The sequence below is a fragment of the Desulfuromonas carbonis genome, assembly GCF_054658035.1.
This window is the reverse complement of record NZ_BAAHXR010000003.1, coordinates 2,178,003-2,196,859: the sequence shown is the minus strand read 5'-3', so window position 1 is coordinate 2,196,859 and position 18,857 is coordinate 2,178,003. Positions and strand designations below refer to the sequence as shown.

Below are 18,857 nucleotides of genomic sequence, written 5' to 3'. Positions count from 1 at the left end.
CGTCTGGTCCTTTCTGGTTTATCCGTCGGGCAAGGAGCCTTAAAGCTCCTCGTTCCCTTTCTGAATCATTCGCAGGTACTCGGGATCGGGGAAGTTGTCGATCTTCATCCCCAGGGTCAGTCCCATCTCGGAGAGGATGTCCTTGATCTCGTTGAGGGACTTGCGGCCGAAGTTCTGGGTCTTGAGCATCTCCGCTTCGCTGCGCTGCACCAGGTCGCCGATCAGGCGGATGTTGGCGTTCTTCAGGCAGTTGGCGCTGCGCACCGAGAGTTCGAGCTCTTCCACCGAGCGGTAGAGGTTCTCGTTGATCTTGCGGCTCTCTTCGCTCGCCGCCTCGTCGGAGGGCTCGCTCGCCTCATCGAAGTTGATGAAGATCTGCAGCTGCTCCTTGAGAATTTTGGCGGCGTAGGCGACGGCGTCCTCGGGCTTGACGCTGCCGTCGGTGACGACTTCGAGGGTCAGCTTGTCATAGTCGGTGATCTGACCGACGCGGGCATTGGAGACCGCGAAGTTGACCTTCTTGATCGGCGAGAAGATGGCATCGATCGGAATCGTCCCGACCGGGGCCTTCTCGTCGCGGTTACGCTCGGCGGGGACGTACCCCTTGCCGTTGGCGACGACCATGTCCATCTCGAGGTCGGCGTCCTTGGAACAGGTGCAGATATGATGCTCGGGGTTGAGGATCTCGACATGGGAATCGGTGATGATATCCCCGGCGGTGATGACCCCGGTCCCCTTCTTGACGATACGGATGTTGCGGCTGTCCTGGCCGTGAATCTTGAGCAGAACCCCCTTGAGGTTGAGGATGACGTCGGTGACGTCCTCGGTTACCCCGGGAATGGTCGAGAACTCATGCAGCACACCCTTGATCCGCACCGAAGTGATCGCCGCACCCTGGAGGGAGGAGAGGAGCACACGGCGCAGCGAGTTGCCCAGGGTCGTACCGAAACCGCGCTCGAAGGGCTCGGCGTAGAACTTGCCATAGGTGTCGCTGAGGGTATCCGTCTCGACCTGGAGGCGCTTGGGCTTGATGAGTTCTCTCCAGTTTTTGTACATTCGATTCCTCCGTGGGAAGTTTGTCGTCGCAGCCGGTCCGGGTTACTTGGAGTAAAGCTCGACGATGAGGTGTTCCTGGAAGACCGGAGTGGTCATCTCGTCCCGCACCGGCAGGGTCTTCAGGCTCCCCTTGAAGGCGGCCCGGTCGAGTTCGACCCAGGAGGGGACGCCGCGGCGCATGACACCATCGAGGGCCTCGTTGACGCGGGCGATCTGGCGGCTCTTCTCGCGCAGCTCGACGACATCGCCGACCCGAACCTGGAAGGAGGGGATGTTGACCTTGCGGCCGTTGACCAGGAAGTGTCCCTGGCGGACCAGCAGCCGGGCTTCGTTCCGGGAGGTCGCGAAACCAATGCGGTAGACGATGCTGTCGAGACGACGCTCGAGGAGGATCAGCAGGTTCTCGCCGGTCACGCCCTTGAGGCGGTCGGCCTCGACGAAGTAGGAGCGGAACTGCTTTTCGAGCAGGCCGTAGGTACGCTTCATGCGCTGTTTTTCACGCAGCTGGGTACCGTAGTCGGAGACCTTGATGCGGCCCTGGCCATGCTGGCCGGGGGCGTAGGCGCGGCGTTCGACGGCGCATTTGTCGGTATGGCAGCGATCGCCCTTGAGAAACAGCTTCATGTTTTCCCTTCTGCACTGACGGCAGACGGGACCTGTATATCTGGCCAACGTTCGTCCTCCTTGTCCTGGTTAGACTCTTCTACGCTTGGGGGGACGGCAGCCGTTGTGCGGAATCGGCGTGACGTCCTTGATCACGGTGATGGCGAGGCCGGCGGCGGAGAGGGCGCGCAGCGCCGACTCACGACCGGCACCGGGGCCCTTGACCTGTACCTCGACGCTGCGCAGGCCATGTTCCTGGGCCTTCTTGGCGGCGCTTTCGGCAGCCATCTGGGCGGCGAAGGGAGTGCTCTTGCGCGACCCCTTGAAACCCTGACCACCGGCGGTGGCCCAGGAGATCACGTTCCCGGCGGCATCCGTGATGCTGACGATGGTGTTGTTGAAGGTCGCCTGGATATGGACCACGCCATTGGCGATATTCTTCTTCTCAACTTTTTTTCTGACGACTTTTTTCCCTGGCTTAGCCATGGTTCCTCCAATTATTTCTTCTTACCGGCGACGGTCTTGCGGGGCCCCTTGCGGGTGCGGGCGTTGGTCTTGGTCTGCTGACCGCGCACCGGCAGTCCGCGACGGTGGCGCAGCCCGCGGTAGCAGCCGAGATCCATGAGACGCTTGATGTTCATGGAGATTTCCCGGCGCAGGTCACCCTCGACCCGCACTTCACGGTCGATGATGTCGCGCAGCTTGCCGACTTCAGCCTCGGTCAGGTCGTCGGAACGGGTGTTCCCGTCGACCCCGGCCTTGGCAAGAATGTTCTGGGACGAGGAGCGGCCGATGCCGTAGATGTAGGTGAGGGCCACCTCGATGCGCTTATTTCTCGGTAAGTCGATACCAGCGATGCGTGCCAATGTCTGTTCCTCCTAATCCCTTAGCCTTGTTTCTGCTTATGCTTGGGGTTCTCGCAGATAATCCGGACGATGCCCTTGCGCTTGATGACCTTGCACTTGTCGCAGATGGTCTTGACCGAAGCTCGGACTTTCATGGGTTGGTTCCTTTTCTGAAACAGTGTCGAAATCGAAAGCTTATGCCCGGCTCCCCCCTGGGGCGGTCCGGGCCACGATGTTAGACCAGGGTCAGAATCTCCGGGCCGTGTTCGGTGATGGCCACGCTGTGCTCGAAGTGACAGGAGAGCTTGCCGTCCAGGGTCACCGCGGTCCAGCCGTCACCGAGAACCTTGACCCCCGGTGCGCCGGCATTGATCATCGGTTCGATCGCCAGGGTCATTCCCGGCTTGAGCCGCGGCCCCTGTCCGGCCGGGCCGAAGTTGGGAATCTGCGGCGATTCGTGCAGGGCGCGGCCGATGCCATGGCCGACGAAATCACGCACCACCGAAAACCCTTCCGCCTCCACACAGGTCTGCACCGCGTGGGAGATATCGGAGAGGCGCCCGCCAGGGACGGCAGCGGCGATCCCGGCGGCGAGGGAACGCTCGGTGACCGTCAGCAGGCGTTGCGCCTCGGCGCTGATGCGGCCGACCGGGGCGGTGAAAGCGGCGTCACCATACCAGCCGTCTTTGATCACCCCGAAGTCGATACTGAGAATCTCCCCCTCCCGCAGCGGTGTGGCGTCGGGAAAGCCGTGCACCACCTTTTCGTTGGGCGAGGCACAGACCGTAAAGGGAAAGCCGCCGTACCCCTTGAAGGCGGGCTTGACCTTGCGCTTGCGGCATTCGCTCTCGGCGAGCCGGTCCAGCTCGGCGGTGGTCACCCCCGGCACGATCCGTTCCTTGAGCAGGGCGAGAATCTCACCCACGATCCGCCCGGCGACCCGCATCCGGTCGAGTTCCGCGGCGGACTTGATAATGATCAACTCAGGCCGCCTGCAGCGCGGCCAGCAGTTGCTGCTGGACGCTGCCGATCTCCTGCATGCCGTCGACACGGGTCAGCAGGCCGAGTTCCTGGTAGTAACCGGCGAGAGGCAGGGTCTGTTCGCGGTAGACCTCGAGGCGCTTGCGGATCGTCGCCTCCTGGTCGTCGTCGCGCTGCATCAGTTCACCGCCGCAGGCGTCGCAGATGCCGGCCTTTTGCGGGGGGTCGAACTTGACATGATAGCCGCGCCCGCAGTCGCGGCAGGTGCGCCGCCCGGTCAGCCGCTCGACCAGCGCTTCGACATCGACCTCAAGGGAGAGGACGGCGTCGAGGTTCTTGCCGAGTTCGGCCAGGGTGACGGTCAGCGCTTCGGCCTGGGGGACGGTGCGCGGAAAGCCGTCGAGAATGAAACCGGCCTGGCAATCCTTCTCCTGCAGGCGATCGCGGACAATTCCAACCACCACGGCGTCCGGAACCAGGGCCCCGGCGTCCATGCAGGCCTTGGCCTGAAGACCCATCTCGGTGCCGGCCTTGACGGCGGCACGCAGGATATCCCCGGTCGAGATCTGCGGAATGGAGAAACGGTCGGTCAGCATCTTGGCCTGGGTACCCTTGCCGGCACCGGGCGGACCGAGCAGTATCAGTTTCATCGGTGAACTCCCGTCCCTCTAGCCACGCCGCCCCTTGATGGTGACGCCCTTCATGAACCCCTCGTAGGAACGGGAGATCAGGTGCGCCTCGATCTGGGAGGCGGTGTCGAGACCGACACCGACGACGATCAGCAGCGAAGTTCCGCCGAAAAAGAACGGCACGTTGAACTGGCCGATCAGGATCGTCGGCAGCACGCAGACGGCCGAGACGTAGATCGCTCCGGCAAAGGTCAGACGGCTGAGGGTGGTATCGATGTATTCGGCGGTAGCCTTCCCGGGGCGGATGCCGGGGATGTAACCCCCCTGCTTCTTGACGTTGTCAGCCACGTCGACCGGGTTGAAGGTGACAGCCGTGTAGAAATAACAGAAGAAAATGATGAATGCAACGAAAAAAACGTTGTAGAGCCAGTGGCTCGGGGTCATCATCGCCGCGATGCTCTGCACCCAGGGGACGTCGACCAGGTTGGCCACCGTCGCCGGGAACATGATGATCGAGCTGGCGAAGATCGGCGGGATAACGCCGCTCATGTTGATCTTCAGCGGCAGGTGGCTGGTCTGGCCGCCGTAGCTGCGCATGCCGACCACGCGCTTGGCGTAGTGGATCGGTACCCGGCGCTGGCCGCGCTCCATGAAGATGATCGCCCAGATGACGGCGACCATGGCGGCGAGGATCACCAGCATCACCACCGGCGACAGCGCCCCGGTCTGCAGCAGCCGCACCGAGTTGACCACCGCCGACGGCAGGTTGGCGATGATGCCGGCGAAGATGATCAGCGAGATGCCGTTGCCGATGCCGCGTTCGGTGATCTGCTCACCGAGCCACATGATGAAGGCGGTGCCGGCGGTCAGGGTGATGACGGTGAGGAGAATGAAGCCGAAGCCCTGGTTGGGGACGACCAGTTCCCCGGCCGGGCCGCGCATCGACTGCAGACCGACGGCTATCCCGGCGCCCTGGATGACCGACAGTGCCACCGTCCCGTAGCGGGTCCAGCGGGTGATGGTCTTGCGCCCCTGCTCCCCTTCTTTCGAGAGCCGCTCGACCGGTTCAAAGACGACGGTCAGCAGCTGCAGGATAATCGAGGCGCTGATGTAGGGCATAATCCCGAGGGCGAAGACGGTCATCCGCTCCAGCGCGCCGCCGGTGAAGGCAGAGACGAGGCCGAGCAGGGTTCCCGAGGTCCCCTCGAAGAACTTGGCGAGCACCGTGGCGTCGATTCCCGGGGTCGGCACATGACAGCCGACCCGGTAGACGGCAAGCATCCCCAGAGTGAAGAGGATGCGGCGGCGCAGCTCCGGAATGGCGAAGATGTTCTGCAGGCTCGCGAACACTAGATAACCTCGGCTTGGCCGCCGGCCGCGGCGATCTTCTCAGCGGCCGACTTGCTGAATTTGTGGGCCTTGACGGTGAGGGCAACGGTCAGTTCGCCGTCCCCGAGAATTTTGACGCCATCGTAGATCTGGTTGATCAGCCCGACCTTGCCGAGGGCTTCCAGATCGATCACGCTGCCGGCCTCGAACTGGGCGAGGTCATGCAGGTTGACGAGGGCGTACACCTTCTTCGACAGCGGGGTGAAGCCGCGCTTGGGGAGGCGCCGCTGCAACGGCATCTGGCCCCCCTCGAAGCCGGCCTTGATGCTGCCGCCGGAGCGTGCCTTCTGCCCCTTGTGCCCCTTGCCGGAGGTCTTCCCCTGGCCGGTACCGGGACCGCGGCCGAGACGTTTCCTGTTTTTGGTCGAACCGATTGCCGGTTGCAGATTGCTCAGATCCATGACGTTCAATCCTCGTGTCTCAGTCTATTCCTCGACCGCGACCATGTGCGCGACCTTGCGGACCATGCCGCGGATCTCGGGAGTGTCCTTGAGCACCACCGTCTGGTGGAGCCGGGTCAACCCGAGGCCCTTGAGTACGCGGGTGAAATATTCGGGGCGGGCGATGCCGCTCTTCTTCAGGGTGATCTTGATTTCGGCCATTGTCCGTCTCCTGCTGTTACTCGGCAGCGGCGGCGACATTCAGTCCCCGGCGCTCCATGATTTCCTCTGCGCTCTTGAGCTGGGAGAGGGCGTTGACGGTCGCCTTGACGACGTTGTGCGGGTTGTTGGAACCCAGGCACTTGGAAAGAATGTCGCCAATCCCGGCCACTTCGAGGACGGCACGGGCAGCGCCACCGGCGATGACACCGGTACCGGCCGAGGCCGACTTGAGCAGCACCTTGCCGGCACCGAACTTGCCGAGCACGTCGAAGGGGATGGTCCGGTCCTTGAGCGGTACCCGGATCAGGTTCTTCTTGGCCTGCTCGACCCCCTTGCGGATCGCTTCGGGCACTTCCTTGGCCTTACCCAGACCGTAGCCGACATATCCCTGACCGTCGCCCACCACCACCAGGGCGGAGAAGCTGAAGCGGCGGCCACCTTTGACGACCTTGGCGCACCGGTTGATGTGAATCACCCGGTCGTTCAGGTTCAGTTCGTTAGCATCGATGCGAAGCAAAGGTTTTCTCCTTTTCCCTTAGAAAGACAGGCCAGCTTCACGGGCCGCGTCGGCGAGGGCCTTGACCCGGCCGTGGTAGAGGAACCCGTTGCGGTCAAAGACCACCTGGTTGATGTTCTGGGCCAGCGCCTTCTTGGCAATGGCGGCGCCGATCGCCTTGGCAGCCTCGATATTCCCGGTGTAGCTCACCCCTTCGGCATCCCCCTTGACGACGGTGGAGGCTGTGATCAGGGTGCGGCCGGTGGCATCCTCGATAATCTGGGCGTAGATGTGTTTGGCGCTGCGGAAGATGCACAGGCGCGGGCGCGACTCGGTCCCATGGACCTTGCGGCGAACCCTCACCTGGCGCTTCAGGCGCGCCTGACGCCTGCTCTGTGCAACGTTCACTGTGTTTCTCCTTGAACTGAAAGGATTTATTTTTTACCGGTCTTGCCGGCTTTGCGCAGAATCCGCTCGTCGGCGTACTTGATCCCCTTCCCCTTGTAGGGTTCGGGTTCCCGGAAGGAGCGGATCTTGGCCGCGGTGGCGCCGACCAGTTCCTTGTCGATCCCCTTGACGGTGATCTTGGTCTGCTTCTCGACCTCGACCGTGATCCCCTTCGGCAGGGGATAGTCGACCGGGTGCGAGTAGCCGAGGCTGAGGTTGAGGATCGGGCCCTTGAGTTCGGCGCGGTAACCGACGCCGTTGATCTCGAGGACGCGGGAGAACCCCTTGGTCACCCCTTCGACCATGTTGGCGATCAGGGTCCGGATCAACCCCTGGCGGGCGTTGTTGATCGCGTCGGGAGCGGAGCTAACCAGGATGCGGTCGGCTTCGACGGCGACGTTGACGCCGGAACAGAGGGTACGCTGCAGGCTGCCGCCGGGGCCCTGGACGGAAATCGTTTCTCCGGAGAGGGCGACCTTCACCCCCGAGGGAATCGCGATGGGCTGTTTGCCGATACGAGACATTGCTCTCTTACTCCTTGTAACGGATATTCGTTACCAGATGGTGCAGATGATTTCGCCGCCGACCTGGGCCTGGCGGGCCGCGCCGTCATCCATCACCCCCTGGGAGGTGGAGAGGATCGCCGCACCGAGACCATTCTTGACCCGCGGAATCTCGTCCTTGCCGACATAGACCCGGCAACCGGGCGTCGACACCCGCTTGATCTCGTGAATGACGTGCTGGTTGTCGCCGTCAAACTTGAGGTAGATCCGCAGCACGCCCTGCTTGTCGTCGCTGACGGTCTTGAAATTCTTGATATAGCCGAGGTCCTTCAGCACCGCCGCCACCGCCACCTTGAGGTTGGAGGAAGGCATGTCGAGCTTCTGGTGCTTGGCCATCCCCGCGTTACGGATGCGAGTCAGCAAATCCGCGATCGGATCAGTCATTGCCATGGGTTGAGCTCCTTGAGGTTCTTTACCAACTGGACTTGGTCACGCCCGGGAGTTTCCCCTCGGACGCCAGCTTGCGCAGGCAGATCCTGCACATGTCGAATTTGCGATAGTAAGCCCGGGGCCGGCCGCAGAGCGGGCAGCGATTGTAATGGCGCACACCGAATTTCGGGGTCCGCTGGGCCTTGATCATCATCGATTTCTTTGCCACGGTAGTCCTCCGCTTTGCTGCGTCTTATTTTCTGAAAGGCATCCCCATCCCGGCGAGCAGGGCGCGGCCCTCCTCGTCAGTCCGGGCGGTGGTCACGATGGTCACGTTGAGTCCCTTGACCTTCTCGATCTTCTCCAGGTCGATCTCGGGGAAGATGATCTGCTCGCGGATGCCGAGGGTGTAGTTGCCACGGCCGTCAAAGGCCTTGGGCGATACCCCCTTGAAGTCGCGCACGCGGGGCAGGGCGACGTTGATCAGGCGATCAAGAAACTCGTAGGCGCGGTCGCGGCGCAGGGTAACCATGCAGCCGATCGGCATCCCTTCACGCAGCTTGAACTGAGCGATCGATTTCTTGGCCTTGGTGATAACCGCCTTCTGGCCGGTAATCTGCCCGAGCTGGTCGACCGCCGATTCAAGTACCTTGATATTCTGGATCGCTTCCCCGAGGCCGATATTGACGATGATCTTCTCGAGCCGGGGAGCTTCCATCACGTTTTTCAACTGCAGGTCCTTCATCAGCCGTGGGGCCAACTCGGCCTGGTACATCTCTTTCAGGCGGGCCATGGAAATCCTCCGTTACTTGTCCACGATCTCGTTGCACTTCTTGCAGAAGCGCACTTTGCTTCCATCCTCCAGGTTGCGCATGCCGGTGCGGGTCGGCTTGTTGCAGGCTCCGCACAGCAGCAGCACGTTGGAGGCGTCAAGGGGGGCTTCCTTTTCGATGATGCCCCCTTCGGCGTTGGCCCGGTTGGCCTTGGTATGCCGCTTGACAACGTTGAGGTTCTCGACGACCAGCCGCCCCTTTTCAGGGAAGACGCGGGTGACCTTGCCGGACTTTCCCTTGTCCTTCCCCGTTATGATCATCACCATGTCGTTCTTCTTGACATGAAGTCTGTTTGCCGCCATTGCTCTCTTCTCCTGTTTCCTGTTTAAAGGACTTCCGGCGCCAGCGACACGATCTTCATGAAGCGGCGGGCGCGCAGTTCGCGAGCGACCGGACCGAAGATGCGGGTTCCGACCGGCTCCCCGGCGGCATTGACGACCACCGCAGAGTTGTTGTCAAAACGGATGTAGGAGCCGTCGGGCCGGGGTACTTCCTTGGCCGTGCGCACGATGACCGCCCGCACCACGTCCCCCTTCTTCACCCGGGAATTCGGCATCGCTTCCTTGACCGAGCAGATGATGATGTCGCCCAGGCCAGCGTACTTGCGCTTGGAGCCGCCGAGGACCTTGATGCAGCAGAGTTTCCGGGCACCGGAGTTATCTGCAACGTCAAGTGTCGATTGCATCTGAATCATGACGTGTATCTCCTAGACAATGACTTGCTTTTCGAGGATTTCGCGGACTCTCCACCGCTTGTCGCGTGACAGCGGCCTGGTCTCCACGATCAGGACCTTGTCCCCGACAGAGCAGCTGTTCTGCTCGTCATGGGCTTTGCAGGTGACCTTGCGCTTGATGTATTTCTTGTAGACCGGGTGCATGACCAGCTGGTCGAGCTTGACGACGACCGTCTTGTCCATCTTGTCGCTGACCACGATCCCGACCCGGGTTTTCCGATTGCCACGTTCCTTCGTCATATCGTCCTCGCCGATGCGCGTTTATGCGAGCTTCTGCCGCAGCACGGTTTTTGCCCGTGCGATATCTTTCCGAACCTGGGCGATACGGGAGCTGTTCTCCAGATGCCCGGTGTGCAGCTGAAACTTCAGATTAAAGAGTTCCTGGCTCAGCTCCTGCGCCTTCTTGCTGAGCTCGTCGACATTCAGCTCCTTGAGCTCACTAGCTTTCATTCGCCAGTTCCTCCCTCATCACGAACTTGGTCTTCATCGGCAGCTTGTGAGCCGCCAGGCGGAAGGCCTCGCGGGCCGTCGCCTCGTCCACACCCTGCATTTCGTAAAGCATCATGCCGGGGCGAACCACGGCAACCCAGCTGTCCGGGGAACCTTTACCCTTACCCATGCGGGTTTCGGCGGGCTTGCTGGTCAGGGGCTTGTCCGGAAAGGCACGGATCCAGATCTTGCCCCCACGCTTGATGTAGCGGGTCATGGCGCGCCGGGCGGCCTCGATCTGCCGCGAGGAGAGCCAGCCGCATTCGAGGGACTGGAGCCCGAAGTCGCCGTAGTTGATCGCGTTGCCGCGCTGGGCAGCGCCGGTCATCCGACCCTTGAACGTTTTTCTATGTTTAACCTTTTTGGGCATTAACATGGCTTGAGACTCCTATCCCTTCCGTTCCTGTTCCTGGGCCAGGACCTCGCCCTTGAAGATCAGGACTTTGACGCCGATGATACCGTAGGTGGTCTTGGCTTCGGCGAAACCGTAGTCGATGTCGGCGCGCAGGGTGTGCAGCGGCACACGCCCTTCACGATACCACTCGGTGCGACTCATCTCGGCACCGCCTAGACGACCGGCGCAGTTGATCTTGATCCCTTGGGCCCCGAACTTGAGGGCCTGGCTGACGCTCTTCTTCATCGCCCGGCGGAAGGCGACGCGGCGTTCGAGCTGCAGGGCGACACTTTCGGCCACCAGCTGCGCGTCGATTTCCGGCTTGCGCACTTCCTGGATATTGATGAAGACTTCCTTGTCGGTGAGTTTGGCCAGCTCTTTCTTGAGCGCCTCGACCTCGGAACCCTTCTTGCCGATGATGATCCCGGGACGTGCCGCGAAGATATTGATCTTCGCCTTGCTGGCGGCCCGCTCCAGCTCGATCTTGGCGATGCCGGCGTGGAACAGGCGCTTCTTCAGGTAATTGCGAAGCTTGATGTCCTCGTGCAGCAGCTGGCTGTAATTGCCCTCTGCGTACCACTTGGAATCCCACGTCCGGATAACGCCCAGACGAAAACCGATTGGATGAACTTTCTGGCCCAAACTATCACCTCCTTGAGGACGAACCGTTATTTCTCGTCGAGGACGACGGTAATGTGACTGGTCGGCTTGCGAATCTTGGTTGCCCGCCCCTGGGCGCGGGGGATAAAGCGCTTCAGCGCCGGTCCCATGTCGACGGTGATCGTCTTGACGAAGAGCCGGTCGACGTCGGAGACCCCCTTCTGCTCGGCATTGGCAACCGCCGAGCTCACCAGCTTGGCGACGATCGGAGCCGCCTTCTGCGGGGAGAACTTGAGGATATTCAGGGCATCCTGGATCCCCTTGCCACGGACCATGTCGACGATCAGACGGGTCTTCTGCGGCGACAGGCGGGCATATTTCAAAGTGGCTGTGCTTTCCATGTCTGACGACTCCTTGATGTCCTTAGCGCTTCTTGCTCTTCTTGTCAGCGCCGTGGCCGTAGTAGGTCCGCGTCGGCGCGAACTCGCCAAGCTTGTGCCCCACCATGTTCTCGGTCACGAATACCGGGATAAACTTCTTGCCGTTGTGCACGGCGAAGGTGCAACCCACGAATTCGGGGATGATGGTGGACCGCCGCGACCAGGTCTTGATCACCTTCTTGGACGGGGCTCCTGCCTCGGTGTCGATCTTGCGCAGGAGGCACTCCTGAATATACGGACCTTTTTTGATCGATCTAGCCACTGCCGTCTCCTCTATCTAAGCGGTGATTATTTAGTTCTGCGGCGCACGATAAAGCCGTCGGTGCGCTTGTTGGTGCGGGTCTTGTAGCCCTTGGTCGGAACCCCCCAGGGGGTGACCGGGTGACGCCCGCCGGAGCTCTTGCCTTCGCCACCGCCATGGGGGTGGTCGACCGGGTTCATCGCCACGCCGCGGGACTGGGGGCGTTTGCCGAGCCAGCGGTTACGCCCGGCCTTGCCGATCTTGACATTTTCGTGATCGGCGTTGCCGACCTGGCCGATGGTCGCCAGGCAGTCCTGATGGACGAGACGAACCTCACCGGAAGGCATGCGCAGCTGGGCGTACTTCCCTTCCTTGGCGGCGATCGAGGCGTAGGTACCGGCGCTGCGGGCGAGCTGCCCCCCCTTGCCGGGCTTGAGCTCAACGTTGTGGACCCAGGTACCAAGCGGGATCGAACGGATCGAGAGAGCGTTCCCCGGCTGGATGTCGGCCGTGTTGCTGGCGATCACGCTATCGCCGACCTTGATGCCGAGGGGCGCCAGGATGTAACGCTTCTCGCCGTCAGCGTAGTTGAGCAGGGCAATGCGCGCACTGCGATTCGGATCGTACTCGACGGAGACGACCCGGGCCGGGATCTCCTTCTTGTCGCGCTTGAAATCGATGATCCGGTACCGCCGCTTGTGGCCGCCGCCGGTGTGCCGCTTGGTGATGCGGCCATGGTTGTTGCGTCCGCCGGTGCGCTTGAGGCTGGTTACCAGGGACTTTTCAGGGCTGCCGGTGGTGACTTCTTCGAAGGTCGAAGAGGTCATGCCACGGCGGCCAGGAGAAGTCGGTTTGTAATTCTTGATCGCCATTATCGTTACTCCGTATCGCTAGGTAACAGTCGGTTTAGACGCCGAAGAAGTCGATGCTGCTGCCCTCGGCCAACGTCACGTAGGCCTTCTTCCAGTTGGCGCGCTTGCCCATGGTGCGGCCGACACGCTTCGGTTTGCCGGCGACGCGCACGGTGTTGACGTCGGTCACCTTGACATTGAAAGCCTTTTCCACCGCCTGCTTGATCTCGATCTTGTTGGCTCCCGGGGCAACCTCGAAGGCGACGACACGGCCGGTCTCCTTCTGCAGGCTGGTCTTCTCGGTGATCAGCGGTCTGTTGATGATCTGGTGCAACGGCTTCATAGCGCTAACGCTCCTTCCAGCTGCGACACGGCTCCTTCAGTCAGGATCACGTGGCGGTATTTCATCACGTCATAGACGTTGACGCCCTCGCTGCGCAGCACCTTGACAAAGGGGAGGTTACGCGCCGACAGTTCCAGGTTGCGATTCTCGCCATCGATCACCACCAGGGTGTTGGCAAGGTCGAAACGCTGGAGAACCTCGGCGAACCCCTTGGTGCTGATCGCTTCGAGCTCCAGGGCGTTGAGGACAGTCAGCTTCTCCCCCTTGAAGCGCAGCGACAGGGCGCTGCAGAGGGCGGCTTTCTTGACCTTGCGATTGAGCTTGAAGTCGTAGCTGCGCGGGGTCGGCCCGAAGGCGGTGCCGCCACCGACATAGTGCGGTGCGCGGATGCAGCCCTGACGGGCGTTGCCGGTCCCTTTTTGCTTGTAGGGCTTCTTGCCGCCACCCGAGACTTCGCTGCGGGTCTTGGTCTTGGCCGTTCCCTGGCGGCGCGCGGCCAGCTGGTAACGCACCATGTCATGGATCAGGTACCCCTTGACGTCGGTGTTGAACACCGCGTCGTTGAGCTCGCGCTCGGCGACCTGTTTCCGGTTGATATCGTAGACTGCGATCTTCGCCATGGTTCTATCTCCCAGAGACTCTCTCGGTATCGATTACTGCTTGACCTTGATCCCCTTGTGGAGGACGACCAGGGCATTCTTCGCCCCGGGGATCGCCCCGCGCACCAGGATCAGGTTCTCTTCGGGGCGCACTTCAACGATCTGCAGGTTCTGCACGGTCACCTGCTCGTTCCCCATCTGGCCGGCCATCTTCTTCCCCTTGAAAACCCGGGACGGCCAGGCGCTGGCGCCGATGGAGCCGGGCGCGCGATGGAACATGGAACCATGGGTGGCGCGGCCGCCGGAGAAATTCCAGCGCTTGATAACGCCCTGGAACCCCTTCCCCTTGCTGGTGGCGGTCACATCGATGACGTCACCGGCGACAAAGATGTTGTCGAGGCGAATCTCGTCACCGATATTGATCTCGTCGAGACCTTCACCGCGCAGCTCGCGCAGGTACTGGAAGGCGCCCTGGCCCGCTTTCTTGAAGTGGCCGAGTTCCGGCTTGTTGACGCGGTGCGCCGGCTTGGCGATAAAACCGAGCTGGAGTGCGCTGTAACCGTCGCTGGCGACAGTCTTCTTCTGCACCACGGTGCAGGGGCCGGCTTCGACAACCGTCACCGGGATACGCCGGCCGTCATTGGCGAAGAGCTGGGTCATGCCCAGTTTTTTGCCCAGAATTCCCTTGATCATTGCACTTACCCTCTATGTTCGAAAGTCGGTCGGTTGCGGTTAGAGCTTGATTTCCACGTCGACACCGGCGGAGAGGTCGAGCTTCATCAGCGCATCGACGGTCTGCTGGGTCGGTTCGAGGATATCGAGGAGACGCTTGTGGGTGCGCATCTCGAACTGCTCACGGCTCTTCTTGTCGACATGCGGGCCACGCAGCACGCAGTACTTGTTGATCACCGTCGGCAGGGGGACCGGGCCGGCAATGCGGGCGCCGGTACGCTTGGCGGTATCGACGATCTCGTTGACGGAGAGATCGAGCAGCTTGTGGTCGTAAGCCTTCAAACGGATACGGATCTTCTGGCTCGGCATGGCAGTAATATCCTCACTTACTCGATGATGTCGGAGACGACACCGGCGCCGACGGTGCGGCCGCCTTCGCGGATCGCGAAGCGCAGTTCCTTGTCCATGGCAATCGGGGTGATCAGGTTCACGGTCATGGCGATGTTGTCGCCCGGCATGACCATCTCGGTCCCTTCCGGCAGCTCGACGATCCCGGTCACGTCCGTGGTCCGGAAGTAGAACTGGGGACGGTAGCCCTTGAAGAACGGGGTGTGACGACCCCCCTCCTCCTTGGTCAGGATGTAGGCTTCCGCCTTGAACTTGGTGTGCGGGGTGATGCTGCCGGGCTTGGCCAGCACCTGGCCGCGCTCGATGTCCTCGCGCTTGACGCCGCGCAGCAGCACGCCGACGTTGTCACCGGCCTGCCCCTGGTCGAGCAGCTTGCGGAACATCTCGACACCGGTGACGACCGTCTTCGCCGTCGCCTTCATGCCGACGATCTCGATCTCCTCGCCGACCTTGACCACGCCGCGCTCGACACGACCGGTCGCCACGGTGCCGCGGCCGGAGATCGAGAAGACGTCTTCCACCGGCATCAGGAAGGGGCGATCGATGGCCCGCTCCGGCTCGGGGATGTAGCTGTCGACCGCGTCCATCAGGTCGAGGACCGGCTTGCAGGCCGCGCACTCCACCTTGCCGCAGCCGCACTCGAGGGCTTTCAGCGCGCTGCCAGGGATGATCGGAATGTCGTCGCCGGGGAAGTCGTAGGCGGAGAGGAGCTCACGCACCTCCAGCTCGACCAGTTCCATCAGCTCCTCGTCGTCGACCATGTCGGCCTTGTTGAGGAAAACGACCATGGCGGGGACACCGACCTGGCGGGCGAGCAGGATGTGCTCGCGGGTCTGCGGCATCGGGCCGTCGGCCGCCGAACAGACCAGGATCGCGCCGTCCATCTGCGCCGCACCGGTGATCATGTTCTTGACGTAGTCGGCATGGCCCGGGCAGTCGACGTGGGCGTAGTGCCGCTTCTCGGTCTGGTACTCGACGTGGGCGGTGGCGATGGTGATGCCGCGCTCGCGCTCCTCGGGAGCGTTGTCGATCATGTCGAAGGCTTTGAACTCGGCGCCGCCCCGGGACGCCAGAACCTTGGTGATGGCGGCGGTCAGGGTCGTCTTGCCGTGGTCAACGTGACCGATCGTCCCGATGTTGACATGGGGCTTGGTTCTTTCAAATTTGGCTTTGGACATGGGAAACGCTCCTTGGCGACTTAAAATTTAGCCTTTGACCTTGGCGATGACTTCTTCGGAAATGGCCCGGGGGACCTGCTCATAGTGGTCGAAGACCATGGTATAAGTGGCGCGGCCCTGGGTGGCGCTGCGCAGGTCGGTGGAATAACCGAACATGTTGGCGAGAGGGATGTGGGCGTTGACCACCTGGGCACCGGCGCGCCCTTCCATCCCCATGATCTTGCCGCGACGGCTGGAGAGGTCGCCCATGACGTCACCCATGTACTCTTCCGGGGTGACGACTTCGACGGCCATGATCGGTTCGAGCAGGACCGGGCCGGCCTTGGCCGCACCCTCCTTGAAGCCCATGGAGCCGGCGATCTTGAAGGCCATCTCCGAGGAGTCGACGTCATGATAGGAACCGTCGAAGCAGGTAACCTTGACGTCGACGATCGGGAAGCCGGCGAGGATGCCGTTCTGGGAGGCCTCTTCCGCCCCCTTGCCGACGGCCGGGATATATTCCTTGGGAATCACGCCCCCCTTGATGGCGTCGACGAACTCGAAGCCGACACCCGGCTCCTGGGGCTCGATGCGCAGCCAGCAGTCGCCGTACTGACCACGGCCACCCGACTGGCGGACAAACTTGCCCTGGACTTCGACGGTCTTGGTGAGGGACTCGCGGTAGGCGACCTGGGGGGCACCGACGTTGCACTCAACCTTAAACTCGCGCTTCATGCGGTCGATGATGATCTCGAGGTGGAGCTCGCCCATCCCGGAGAGGATGGTCTGGCCGGTCTCTTCATCGGTGCGGCAGCGCAGCGAGGGATCTTCCTGCAGCAGCTTGCCGAGGGCGTTGCCCATCTTCTCCTGGTCGGCCTTGGTCTTCGGTTCGACGGCGACATGGATAACCGGCTCGGGGAACTCCATCGATTCGAGCAGGCAGGGCTTGTTCTCATCGCAGAGGGTGTCACCGGTGGTGGTGTACTTGAGACCGACGGCGGCAGCGATGTCACCGGAGTAGACCTGTTTGATCTCCTCGCGCTTGTTGGCGTGCATCTTGAGAATGCGGCCGATACGCTCCTTCTTGTCCTTGGTGGAGTTGAGGACGGCGGAGCCGGACTCGATCACCCCGGAATAAACCCGGAAGAAGGTCAACTGGCCGACGAAGGGGTCGGTCATGATCTTGAAGGCGAGGGCGGCGAAGGGCCCGTTGTCATCGGCCGGCCGGGTCAGCTCTTCCTGGGTGTCGGGATTGATCCCCGGGATGGCCGGCACGTCGGTCGGCGACGGCATGTAGTCGATGACGGCGTCGAGGAGGTGCTGCACCCCCTTGTTCTTGAAGGCAGAACCGCAGAGGACCGGATTGATGGCAAGGGCGATGGTCGCCTTGCGGATACCGGCCTTGAGCTCGGCGTTGGTCAGCGTCTCGCCGGCGAGATATTTCTCCATCAACTCCTCGACGTGGGTCGAGACTTCCTCGATCAGCGCTTCGCGGGCCGCTTCGGCCTCCTCGCGCATCTCGGCGGGGATTTCGGCGACATCGAACTTGGCGCCCAGGGACTCGTCGTCCCAGGTGATCGCCTTCATTTCGATGAGGTCGATGACCCCCTTGAAGTAGTCTTCCTTGCCGATGGGGAGCTGGATCGGGATCGGGTTGGCGCCGAGCCGGTCGCGCATCATCTGCACGCCGCGGTTGAAGTCGGCGCCGATGCGGTCCATCTTATTGATGAAGGCGAGACGGGGAACCCCGTACTTGTCGGCCTGACGCCAGACGGTCTCGGACTGGGGCTCGACGCCACCGACGGAACAGAAGACCGCCACGGCGCTGTCGAGCACCTTGAGGGAGCGCTCGACTTCGATGGTGAAGTCGACGTGCCCGGGGGTGTCGATGATATTGACGCGATGGTCCTTCCAGAAACAGGTGGTGGCGGCGGAGGTGATGGTGATGCCGCGCTCCTGCTCCTGCTCCATCCAGTCCATGGTCGCGGCGCCGTCGTGGACTTCGCCGATCTTATGGGAGATGCCGGTATAGTAAAGGATGCGCTCGGTCGTCGTCGTCTTGCCGGCGTCGATGTGAGCCATGATCCCGATGTTACGGGTTTTTGCGAGGGAAACTTTGCGTGCCACGATTTCGGGTTCCTTCTTCTGGGTTCGGTCGGACCGCAGGGGTTACCAGCGGTAGTGGGCGAAAGCCTTGTTGGCCTCGGCCATGCGGTGCGTATCTTCCTTCTTCTTCACCGCAGCGCCACGGTTGTTGGCGGCATCCAGGAACTCACCAGCGAGCCGCTCGCGCATCGTCTTCTCACCACGGGCGCGGGCATAGGTGATGATCCAGCGGAAGGCGAGAGCATTGCGCCGCTCGGCACGCACCTCGACGGGAACCTGGTAGGTGGAGCCACCGACGCGGCGGGACTTGACCTCAAGCATCGGCCGGACATTATCCAGGGCCTTCTTGAAGACTTCCAGCGGTTCATCGCTGGTCCGCTCGGAAATCAGGTCAAAGGCACCGTAGACGATCGACTCGGCAATACTCTTCTTGCCGTCGAGCATGACCGCGTTCATGAACTTGGCCACCAGGCGATCGTTGTATTTGGGATCGGGGAGAATAACCCGCTTGGCAACTTCTCTTCTTCTCGGCATAACGTCCTCTCAGCCCTTGGTTATTTCGGCCGCTTGGCCCCGTACTTGGAACGACTCTTCATCCGGCCCTTGACACCCGCCAAATCGAGGGTGCCACGCACGATGTGGTAACGTACACCCGGAAGGTCCTTAACGCGGCCGCCACGGATCAGCACCACGGAGTGCTCCTGGAGATTGTGCCCCACCCCGGGGATATAGGAGGTGACGACGATCCCGTTGGTGAGACGCACGCGGGCAACCTTGCGCAGCGCGGAGTTCGGCTTCTTCGGCGTGGTGGTGTAAACACGGGTGCATACCCCGCGCTTCTGGGGGTTCCCCTTCAGCGCCGGCGCCGTCGACTTTTTCTCCTTTTTTTCGCGTCCCTTACGGATCAACTGATTAATTGTCGGCATCTACTTACTCCCGAAATCGCGTATTCACAAAGTTAAAAGAGCGGTTGGTATTTTGCGGGGAAAAACCCGCGAATAGTAGCAACGC

General features: G+C 61.9%; 33 protein-coding genes. All 33 read right to left on the bottom strand.

Annotation, left to right across the window (positions count from 1 at the left end; all coding sequences use genetic code 11):
- Positions 1-39 precede the first annotated feature (39 nt).
- Positions 40-1,056 (bottom strand): DNA-directed RNA polymerase subunit alpha, encoded by a 1,017-nt coding sequence (locus ACYQ8E_RS16995; protein WP_066725474.1) that lies wholly within the window; start codon positions 1,054-1,056, stop codon positions 40-42.
- A 42-nt stretch (positions 1,057-1,098) separates the two neighbouring features.
- A complete protein-coding gene (gene rpsD / locus ACYQ8E_RS16990) occupies positions 1,099-1,728 on the bottom strand; it encodes a 30S ribosomal protein S4 (RefSeq protein WP_066725471.1) in 630 nt (209 codons plus the stop codon).
- 21 nt (positions 1,729-1,749) lie between these two features.
- Complete coding sequence (gene rpsK / locus ACYQ8E_RS16985) at positions 1,750-2,145, bottom strand: 30S ribosomal protein S11 (RefSeq protein ID WP_066725462.1); 396 nt, start codon at positions 2,143-2,145, stop codon at positions 1,750-1,752.
- 11 nt (positions 2,146-2,156) lie between these two features.
- Entirely contained in the window at positions 2,157-2,525 is a 369-nt protein-coding gene (gene rpsM / locus ACYQ8E_RS16980; RefSeq protein WP_066725459.1) for a 30S ribosomal protein S13, read from the bottom strand.
- A 20-nt stretch (positions 2,526-2,545) separates the two neighbouring features.
- Complete coding sequence (gene rpmJ / locus ACYQ8E_RS16975) at positions 2,546-2,659, bottom strand: 50S ribosomal protein L36 (RefSeq protein ID WP_066725456.1); 114 nt, start codon at positions 2,657-2,659, stop codon at positions 2,546-2,548.
- An 80-nt stretch (positions 2,660-2,739) separates the two neighbouring features.
- Positions 2,740-3,486 carry a type I methionyl aminopeptidase gene (map, locus tag ACYQ8E_RS16970; protein ID WP_066725453.1) on the bottom strand — a complete coding sequence of 249 codons (747 nt, stop codon included), beginning with the start codon at positions 3,484-3,486 and terminating at the stop codon, positions 2,740-2,742.
- Between the two features lies 1 nt (position 3,487).
- The gene (locus ACYQ8E_RS16965; RefSeq protein WP_459861514.1) at positions 3,488-4,135 is read right to left on the bottom strand and encodes an adenylate kinase; all 648 of its coding nucleotides are present in this window, start codon (positions 4,133-4,135) and stop codon (positions 3,488-3,490) included.
- 18 nt (positions 4,136-4,153) lie between these two features.
- Entirely contained in the window at positions 4,154-5,464 is a 1,311-nt protein-coding gene (gene secY, locus ACYQ8E_RS16960; protein ID WP_066725439.1) for a preprotein translocase subunit SecY, read from the bottom strand.
- Entirely contained in the window at positions 5,464-5,904 is a 441-nt protein-coding gene (gene rplO / locus ACYQ8E_RS16955; protein ID WP_459861511.1) for a 50S ribosomal protein L15, read from the bottom strand. The genes secY and rplO overlap by 1 nt, the downstream gene beginning before the upstream one ends.
- A 24-nt stretch (positions 5,905-5,928) precedes the next feature.
- Positions 5,929-6,105, bottom strand: a complete 177-nt coding sequence (gene rpmD, locus ACYQ8E_RS16950) for a 50S ribosomal protein L30 (protein ID WP_066725433.1) — start codon at positions 6,103-6,105, stop codon at positions 5,929-5,931.
- 16 nt (positions 6,106-6,121) lie between these two features.
- Positions 6,122-6,622, bottom strand: coding sequence for a 30S ribosomal protein S5 (gene rpsE, locus ACYQ8E_RS16945; RefSeq protein WP_066725430.1), 501 nt, complete (start codon positions 6,620-6,622; stop codon positions 6,122-6,124).
- 18 nt (positions 6,623-6,640) lie between these two features.
- Positions 6,641-7,009 carry a 50S ribosomal protein L18 gene (gene rplR / locus ACYQ8E_RS16940; protein WP_459861509.1) on the bottom strand — a complete coding sequence of 123 codons (369 nt, stop codon included), beginning with the start codon at positions 7,007-7,009 and terminating at the stop codon, positions 6,641-6,643.
- 26 nt (positions 7,010-7,035) lie between these two features.
- Positions 7,036-7,572, bottom strand: coding sequence for a 50S ribosomal protein L6 (gene rplF, locus ACYQ8E_RS16935; protein WP_066725424.1), 537 nt, complete (start codon positions 7,570-7,572; stop codon positions 7,036-7,038).
- A 30-nt stretch (positions 7,573-7,602) separates the two neighbouring features.
- Positions 7,603-8,001: a 30S ribosomal protein S8 gene (gene rpsH / locus ACYQ8E_RS16930; RefSeq protein ID WP_066725422.1), complete on the bottom strand. Its 399-nt coding sequence runs from the start codon at positions 7,999-8,001 to the stop codon at positions 7,603-7,605.
- Between the two features lie 22 nt (positions 8,002-8,023).
- Complete coding sequence (locus ACYQ8E_RS16925) at positions 8,024-8,209, bottom strand: type Z 30S ribosomal protein S14 (RefSeq protein ID WP_459861506.1); 186 nt, start codon at positions 8,207-8,209, stop codon at positions 8,024-8,026.
- A 24-nt stretch (positions 8,210-8,233) separates the two neighbouring features.
- Entirely contained in the window at positions 8,234-8,773 is a 540-nt protein-coding gene (rplE, locus tag ACYQ8E_RS16920) for a 50S ribosomal protein L5 (protein ID WP_066725416.1), read from the bottom strand.
- Between the two features lie 12 nt (positions 8,774-8,785).
- Positions 8,786-9,115: a 50S ribosomal protein L24 gene (rplX, locus tag ACYQ8E_RS16915; protein ID WP_459861503.1), complete on the bottom strand. Its 330-nt coding sequence runs from the start codon at positions 9,113-9,115 to the stop codon at positions 8,786-8,788.
- A 23-nt stretch (positions 9,116-9,138) separates the two neighbouring features.
- A complete protein-coding gene (gene rplN / locus ACYQ8E_RS16910; RefSeq protein WP_066725409.1) occupies positions 9,139-9,507 on the bottom strand; it encodes a 50S ribosomal protein L14 in 369 nt (122 codons plus the stop codon).
- 12 nt (positions 9,508-9,519) lie between these two features.
- Positions 9,520-9,786, bottom strand: a complete 267-nt coding sequence (rpsQ, locus tag ACYQ8E_RS16905; protein WP_066725407.1) for a 30S ribosomal protein S17 — start codon at positions 9,784-9,786, stop codon at positions 9,520-9,522.
- 21 nt (positions 9,787-9,807) lie between these two features.
- On the bottom strand, positions 9,808-9,996 hold the full coding sequence (gene rpmC, locus ACYQ8E_RS16900) for a 50S ribosomal protein L29 (RefSeq protein ID WP_066725404.1): 189 nt from the start codon (positions 9,994-9,996) through the stop codon (positions 9,808-9,810).
- Positions 9,986-10,411, bottom strand: a complete 426-nt coding sequence (gene rplP, locus ACYQ8E_RS16895) for a 50S ribosomal protein L16 (protein ID WP_459861500.1) — start codon at positions 10,409-10,411, stop codon at positions 9,986-9,988. Before rplP ends, rpmC begins: the two co-directional genes overlap by 11 nt.
- A gap of 12 nt (positions 10,412-10,423) precedes the next feature.
- Positions 10,424-11,071, bottom strand: coding sequence for a 30S ribosomal protein S3 (rpsC, locus tag ACYQ8E_RS16890; RefSeq protein ID WP_066725395.1), 648 nt, complete (start codon positions 11,069-11,071; stop codon positions 10,424-10,426).
- Between the two features lie 26 nt (positions 11,072-11,097).
- Entirely contained in the window at positions 11,098-11,430 is a 333-nt protein-coding gene (gene rplV, locus ACYQ8E_RS16885) for a 50S ribosomal protein L22 (protein WP_066725392.1), read from the bottom strand.
- Between the two features lie 22 nt (positions 11,431-11,452).
- Positions 11,453-11,731, bottom strand: coding sequence for a 30S ribosomal protein S19 (gene rpsS / locus ACYQ8E_RS16880; RefSeq protein WP_066725389.1), 279 nt, complete (start codon positions 11,729-11,731; stop codon positions 11,453-11,455).
- A 26-nt stretch (positions 11,732-11,757) separates the two neighbouring features.
- Complete coding sequence (gene rplB, locus ACYQ8E_RS16875) at positions 11,758-12,582, bottom strand: 50S ribosomal protein L2 (protein ID WP_066725381.1); 825 nt, start codon at positions 12,580-12,582, stop codon at positions 11,758-11,760.
- Positions 12,583-12,616: 34 nt separating this feature from the next.
- The gene (locus ACYQ8E_RS16870) at positions 12,617-12,904 is read right to left on the bottom strand and encodes a 50S ribosomal protein L23 (RefSeq protein ID WP_066725378.1); all 288 of its coding nucleotides are present in this window, start codon (positions 12,902-12,904) and stop codon (positions 12,617-12,619) included.
- Complete coding sequence (rplD, locus tag ACYQ8E_RS16865; protein WP_066725375.1) at positions 12,901-13,524, bottom strand: 50S ribosomal protein L4; 624 nt, start codon at positions 13,522-13,524, stop codon at positions 12,901-12,903. Before rplD ends, ACYQ8E_RS16870 begins: the two co-directional genes overlap by 4 nt.
- 33 nt (positions 13,525-13,557) lie before the next feature.
- Positions 13,558-14,196, bottom strand: a complete 639-nt coding sequence (rplC, locus tag ACYQ8E_RS16860; protein WP_066725372.1) for a 50S ribosomal protein L3 — start codon at positions 14,194-14,196, stop codon at positions 13,558-13,560.
- Positions 14,197-14,235: 39 nt separating this feature from the next.
- Entirely contained in the window at positions 14,236-14,544 is a 309-nt protein-coding gene (gene rpsJ, locus ACYQ8E_RS16855; RefSeq protein ID WP_066725369.1) for a 30S ribosomal protein S10, read from the bottom strand.
- A 17-nt stretch (positions 14,545-14,561) separates the two neighbouring features.
- Positions 14,562-15,761 carry an elongation factor Tu gene (tuf, locus tag ACYQ8E_RS16850; RefSeq protein WP_066725325.1) on the bottom strand — a complete coding sequence of 400 codons (1,200 nt, stop codon included), beginning with the start codon at positions 15,759-15,761 and terminating at the stop codon, positions 14,562-14,564.
- Positions 15,762-15,788: 27 nt separating this feature from the next.
- Positions 15,789-17,867: an elongation factor G gene (gene fusA, locus ACYQ8E_RS16845; protein WP_066725365.1), complete on the bottom strand. Its 2,079-nt coding sequence runs from the start codon at positions 17,865-17,867 to the stop codon at positions 15,789-15,791.
- Between the two features lie 42 nt (positions 17,868-17,909).
- Entirely contained in the window at positions 17,910-18,380 is a 471-nt protein-coding gene (gene rpsG, locus ACYQ8E_RS16840) for a 30S ribosomal protein S7 (protein ID WP_066725358.1), read from the bottom strand.
- 20 nt (positions 18,381-18,400) lie between these two features.
- Positions 18,401-18,772, bottom strand: a complete 372-nt coding sequence (gene rpsL, locus ACYQ8E_RS16835) for a 30S ribosomal protein S12 (protein ID WP_066725350.1) — start codon at positions 18,770-18,772, stop codon at positions 18,401-18,403.
- Positions 18,773-18,857: the final 85 nt, after the last annotated feature.

Bases quoted from the DNA above. Each gene is read 5' to 3' on its own strand.
- ACYQ8E_RS16995 (WP_066725474.1), bottom strand. From the start codon at position 1,056: ATGTACAAAAACTGGAGAGAACTCATCAAGCCCAAGCGCCTCCAGGTC.
- rpsK (WP_066725462.1), bottom strand. From the start codon at position 2,145: ATGGCTAAGCCAGGGAAAAAAGTCGTCAGAAAAAAAGTTGAGAAGAAG.
- rpmJ (WP_066725456.1), bottom strand. From the start codon at position 2,659: ATGAAAGTCCGAGCTTCGGTCAAGACCATCTGCGACAAGTGCAAGGTC.
- ACYQ8E_RS16965 (WP_459861514.1), bottom strand. From the start codon at position 4,135: ATGAAACTGATACTGCTCGGTCCGCCCGGTGCCGGCAAGGGTACCCAG.
- rplO (WP_459861511.1), bottom strand. From the start codon at position 5,904: ATGGATCTGAGCAATCTGCAACCGGCAATCGGTTCGACCAAAAACAGG.
- rpmD (WP_066725433.1), bottom strand. From the start codon at position 6,105: ATGGCCGAAATCAAGATCACCCTGAAGAAGAGCGGCATCGCCCGCCCC.
- rplF (WP_066725424.1), bottom strand. From the start codon at position 7,572: ATGTCTCGTATCGGCAAACAGCCCATCGCGATTCCCTCGGGGGTGAAG.
- rpsH (WP_066725422.1), bottom strand. From the start codon at position 8,001: ATGGCAATGACTGATCCGATCGCGGATTTGCTGACTCGCATCCGTAAC.
- rplE (WP_066725416.1), bottom strand. From the start codon at position 8,773: ATGGCCCGCCTGAAAGAGATGTACCAGGCCGAGTTGGCCCCACGGCTG.
- rplX (WP_459861503.1), bottom strand. From the start codon at position 9,115: ATGGCGGCAAACAGACTTCATGTCAAGAAGAACGACATGGTGATGATC.
- rplN (WP_066725409.1), bottom strand. From the start codon at position 9,507: ATGATTCAGATGCAATCGACACTTGACGTTGCAGATAACTCCGGTGCC.
- rpsQ (WP_066725407.1), bottom strand. From the start codon at position 9,786: ATGACGAAGGAACGTGGCAATCGGAAAACCCGGGTCGGGATCGTGGTC.
- rpmC (WP_066725404.1), bottom strand. From the start codon at position 9,996: ATGAAAGCTAGTGAGCTCAAGGAGCTGAATGTCGACGAGCTCAGCAAG.
- rplP (WP_459861500.1), bottom strand. From the start codon at position 10,411: ATGTTAATGCCCAAAAAGGTTAAACATAGAAAAACGTTCAAGGGTCGG.
- rplV (WP_066725392.1), bottom strand. From the start codon at position 11,430: ATGGAAAGCACAGCCACTTTGAAATATGCCCGCCTGTCGCCGCAGAAG.
- rplB (WP_066725381.1), bottom strand. From the start codon at position 12,582: ATGGCGATCAAGAATTACAAACCGACTTCTCCTGGCCGCCGTGGCATG.
- ACYQ8E_RS16870 (WP_066725378.1), bottom strand. From the start codon at position 12,904: ATGAAGCCGTTGCACCAGATCATCAACAGACCGCTGATCACCGAGAAG.
- rplD (WP_066725375.1), bottom strand. From the start codon at position 13,524: ATGGCGAAGATCGCAGTCTACGATATCAACCGGAAACAGGTCGCCGAG.
- rplC (WP_066725372.1), bottom strand. From the start codon at position 14,196: ATGATCAAGGGAATTCTGGGCAAAAAACTGGGCATGACCCAGCTCTTC.
- rpsJ (WP_066725369.1), bottom strand. From the start codon at position 14,544: ATGCCGAGCCAGAAGATCCGTATCCGTTTGAAGGCTTACGACCACAAG.
- tuf (WP_066725325.1), bottom strand. From the start codon at position 15,761: ATGTCCAAAGCCAAATTTGAAAGAACCAAGCCCCATGTCAACATCGGG.
- rpsG (WP_066725358.1), bottom strand. From the start codon at position 18,380: ATGCCGAGAAGAAGAGAAGTTGCCAAGCGGGTTATTCTCCCCGATCCC.
- rpsL (WP_066725350.1), bottom strand. From the start codon at position 18,772: ATGCCGACAATTAATCAGTTGATCCGTAAGGGACGCGAAAAAAAGGAG.